This window comes from uncultured Amaricoccus sp. (assembly GCF_937858865.1).
In the GTDB taxonomy this organism is placed as follows: Bacteria; Pseudomonadota; Alphaproteobacteria; order Rhodobacterales; family Rhodobacteraceae; genus Amaricoccus.
Genome location: NZ_CALLYO010000577.1, coordinates 1 through 4,203, shown reverse-complemented (window position 1 = coordinate 4,203; position 4,203 = coordinate 1). Strand labels below are relative to the sequence as shown.

Annotated in this window: 4 protein-coding genes and 1 tRNA gene; 1 reads left to right on the top strand and 4 read right to left on the bottom strand. The window is 67.6% G+C overall.

From position 1 onward, the window contains the following. From clpX to Q0112_RS17140, 4 genes are all read right to left on the bottom strand, one after another. On the bottom strand, window positions 1-1,235 hold a 1,235-nt coding region (gene clpX, locus Q0112_RS17155; RefSeq protein ID WP_297977223.1), incomplete at its 3' end, for an ATP-dependent Clp protease ATP-binding subunit ClpX. Between the two features lie 144 nt (window positions 1,236-1,379). Beyond that, entirely contained in the window at window positions 1,380-2,006 is a 627-nt protein-coding gene (locus Q0112_RS17150) for an ATP-dependent Clp protease proteolytic subunit (protein ID WP_297977222.1), read from the bottom strand. Window positions 2,007-2,340: 334 nt separating this feature from the next. Beyond that, window positions 2,341-3,705 carry a trigger factor gene (gene tig / locus Q0112_RS17145; RefSeq protein WP_297977221.1) on the bottom strand — a complete coding sequence of 455 codons (1,365 nt, stop codon included), beginning with the start codon at window positions 3,703-3,705 and terminating at the stop codon, window positions 2,341-2,343. 28 nt (window positions 3,706-3,733) lie between these two features. Continuing rightward, a tRNA-Leu gene (locus Q0112_RS17140) sits at window positions 3,734-3,818 on the bottom strand. 313 nt (window positions 3,819-4,131) lie between these two features. Between Q0112_RS17140 and Q0112_RS17135 the strand changes: the two genes are divergently transcribed. Beyond that, window positions 4,132-4,203 (top strand): P-II family nitrogen regulator (locus tag Q0112_RS17135; protein WP_297977224.1); only part of this gene is annotated, 72 nt, incomplete at its 3' end.

The following is a 4,203-nucleotide window of genomic DNA, read 5'->3' as shown; positions in this document are numbered from 1 at the left end:
TCGGCGTAGATGAGCAGCGGCTCGCCCTTGCGGGTGATGCACTCCTCGTTGACGACGACTTCCTCGACGCCCTGCATCGAGGGGAGCTCGAACATGGTGTCGAGCAGCACCTCCTCGAGGATCGAGCGCAGGCCGCGCGCGCCGGTCTTGCGGTCGATGGCGCGCCTGGCCACCGCCTTCAGCGCATCCTCGGTGAAGGAGAGCTGCACGTCCTCCATCTCGAAGAGGCGCTGGTACTGCTTGATCAGCGCGTTCTTCGGCTCGGTGAGGATGGTGATGAGCGCCGCCTCGTCGAGGTCGGTCAGCGTCGCGAGCACCGGCAGCCGGCCGACGAACTCGGGGATGAGGCCGAACTTCAGCAGATCCTCGGGCTCGAGCTCCTGGAAGATCTCGCCGACCCGGCGGTCGTCGGTGCTCTTCACGTCGGCACCGAAGCCCATGGCCGAGCCCCTGCCCCGCTGGGCGATGATCTTGTCGAGGCCGGCGAAGGCGCCGCCGCAGATGAAGAGGATGTTCGTCGTGTCGACCTGCAGGAACTCCTGCTGCGGGTGCTTGCGGCCGCCCTGCGGCGGCACGGAGGCGACGGTGCCCTCCATGATCTTCAGGAGCGCCTGCTGCACGCCCTCGCCCGAGACGTCGCGGGTGATCGAGGGGTTGTCGGACTTGCGGCTGATCTTGTCGACCTCGTCGATGTAGACGATGCCGCGCTGCGCCCGCTCGACGTTGTACTCGGCCGACTGCAGCAGCTTCAGGATGATGTTCTCGACGTCCTCGCCGACGTAGCCGGCCTCGGTCAGCGTCGTGGCGTCGGCCATGGTGAAGGGCACGTCGAGGATGCGGGCGAGCGTCTGCGCCAGCAGCGTCTTGCCGCAGCCGGTCGGGCCGATCAGCATGATGTTCGACTTCTGCAGCTCGACGTCGGTGTTCTTCTGCGCGTGGTTGAGGCGCTTGTAGTGGTTGTGCACCGCCACGGAGAGCACGCGCTTTGCGACCTGCTGGCCGATGACGTAGTCGTCGAGCACCTTGCAGATCTCCTGCGGCGTGGGCACGCCGTCCGAGGACTTGACCAGGTTCGACTTGGTCTCCTCGCGGATGATGTCCATGCAGAGCTCGACGCATTCGTCGCAGATGAACACCGTCGGGCCCGCGATGAGCTTTCTCACCTCGTGCTGGCTCTTGCCGCAGAAGGAGCAGTAGAGCGTGTTCTTGGCGTCGCCGCCGCCTGTCTTGCTCATGCTCCGCCTCCGGCTTTCGCCACTCTTTCCTGCGTCATCAACCCTTGTCCGCCATACACCCGGCAGGCATGCCGCCATTGGACATGCTTGAGCGGGCAATTACAAGCGCAAAGGCTCCCGCCCTCGGCCGGGAGGCCGGGCGCCTCACGTGGGCGTCACCTCGACGTCGCGCTGGGTGACGATCTCGTCGATCAGGCCCCAGTCCCTGGCGTCCTGCGCCGTCATGAAGCGGTCCCGCTCCAGCGCCGCCTCGATCGCCTCGACCGGCTGGCCGGTGTGCTTGTGATAGATCTGGTTCAGCCGGTCCTTGAGCGCCTGCGTCTCGCGCGCATGGATCATGATGTCGGTCGCCTGCCCCTGGAAGCCGCCCGAGGGCTGGTGCACCATGATCCGGCTGTTCGGCAGGCTGTAGCGCAGCCCCTTGGTGCCCGCGGTCAGCAGGAGCGAGCCCATCGACGCCGCCTGGCCGACGCAGAGCGTCGAGACCGGCGGACGGATGTACTGCATGGTGTCGTAGATCGACAGGCCGGAGGTGACGACACCACCCGGGCTGTTGATATACATGGAGATTTCCTTCTTCGGGTTCTCCGCCTCGAGGAAGAGGAGCTGCGCCACGATGAGCGTGGACATGCCGTCCTCGACCGGGCCGGCCACGAAGATGATCCGCTCCTTGAGGAGCCGCGAGAAGATGTCGTAGGCGCGCTCGCCGCGGGCGGTCTGCTCGACCACCATGGGCACGAGGTTCATGTAGGTCGTAACCGGGTCTCTCATGGGGATCCTGCCTTTGCGCTGCCCGGGACGTCCTGAAGGATGCGCGCCCTGGTTGCAGCAGAGGAATAGTCATCCGGACCGGCCTCCGCAAGGGGCCGTCCGGCGCGGCGGCGCGCGAGAGCATCAACGGAATCTTTGCCGATCGGGCCGAACCTCGCGCCGGCAGCCCTTTTCGGGTGGAGGACCAGCGTGACCGACGTGAACCCGCTTGCGCACCGGCTCTATCTCGCCGACCTGGAGCGGGCGGCGCTGCACCGCCCCGGCCGGCGGCGGAGCTTCGCCGACGGCCTGCTTGCGGCGGTGCGGCGGCGTGCGCCGCCGGCCGGGCCGGACGTCAGTCCTCGGCGTGGGCGTGGGCGAGTGCCGCGCCTTCCTCGTCCAGCGCTTCGATCTCCTTCTGGAGCTCGTCCTTGCTGACCGGCTTCTCGGTCAGCTGCGCCTGCCCGAGGATGTAGTCGACCACCTGCTCCTCGAAGAGCGGCGCGCGGAGCTGCTGCAGCGCCTGCGGGTTCTTCTGGACGAACTCGAGGAACTGGCGCTCCTGCCCCGGATACTGCCGCGCCTGCTGGAAGAGCGCGCGCTGCAGCTCCTGCTCCGGCACGGTGATGTCGTGCTTGTTGCCGATCTCGGCCAGGAGCAGCCCGAGGCGGACGCGCCGCTCGGCGAGCTTGCGGTGCTCCTCGGTCGGCGCGATCTCGCCGTGCTCGTGGCCGTGGTGGTCGTGGTGCTCCTCGTGCCAGAGCTGATGGGCGATCTGCTTCGCCTCGACGTCGACGAGCGTCGGCGGCAGGTCGAAGCTCACCCGCTCGTCGAGCGCGTCCATCAGCCGGCGCTTCAGGATCTGGCGGCTGGCCTGGGCGTATTCGTCGCCGAGCCGGGCGCGGACCTGCTCCTTCAGCGCGTCGAGCGACTCCGCGCCGTAGCGCTTGGCGAGCGCGTCGTCGACCTCGGCCGGCTTCGGCGCCTTCACCGCCTTCACCGTCACGGCGAAGGACGCCTCCTTGCCGGCGAGATGCCTGGCGCCGTAGGTCTCCGGGAAGGTGACCTTGACCTCGGTCTCGTCGCCCGCCTTCACGCCGACGAGCTGGTCCTCGAAGCCGGGGATGAAGCTGCCCGAGCCGAGGACGAGCGGGAAGTCCTCGGCCGCGCCGCCGTCGAAGAGCTCGCCGTCGACCGAGCCCTTGAAGTCGATGACGACCTGGTCCTCGGCCTTGGCCTTGGTGCCCTTCTTGCGGTCCTCGTAGTCCTTGGCGGAGGCGGCGAGGTTCGCGAGCGCCTCGTCGACCGCGGCGTCGTCGATCTCGGCCACGAGCTTCTCGAGCGCGATCTCGGCGAGCGCCACCTCGGGCACCTGCGGCAGCGCCTCGTAGGTCATCGAGACCTCGACGTCGTCGCCCTCCTTCCAGTCCTCGTTGGTCATCTTGACCTCGGGCTGGAGCGCCGGGCGGTCGCCGGTCGCCTCGAAGTGCTCGCGCATCGCGGCGTCGATCGATTCCTGCATCGCCTCGCCGAGGACCGACTTGCCGAACATCTTCTTCATCAGGGCGGCGGGAGCCTTGCCCTTGCGGAAGCCCTTCATCTGGAAGTCCTTGCGGGCCTCCTCGAGCTTTTCGGTGACCTTGTTCTCGAGCTCGGAGGCGGGCACCGTGATGGCATAGCCCCGCTTCAGGCCTTCGTTCAGGGTCTGGGTGACCTGCATCTTCGACTTTCCTCGCCTTGTCATCCTCTGGTGCGGGCGAAGGGACTCGAACCCCCACGCCTTGCGGCGCCAGAACCTAAATCTGGTGCGTCTACCAATTCCGCCACGCCCGCGGCCGCGGGCGTTCGGCAGCCCGAGCCGGATCGAGGCCGGTCTCTAGCAGACGCGTCAGAGAGGCGCGAGCGAAAAAATCTGGCGCCCGCCGGGCGTGGAGGGCGGCGCGGACCGGCGCGGACCGGCGCGGACCGGCGCGGCCGCTGCCCATTTATTATGCAGAATGTGCATTCGGCAGGCAGGCGGGCAGGAATCTCCCGCATGCGCGGCCCTGCTCCGGCGGCGCCGCATTGAACCCGCGCGGCCGAATTGATTTGTCCGGGCTGCGAACTGGCGAAAGGATCGCCGAGAGGACAAGGCGGGAGCCGGGGAATGAAGAAGATCGAAGCCATCATCAAGCCGTTCAAGCTCGACGAGGTGAAGGAGGCGCTGCAGGAGATCGGC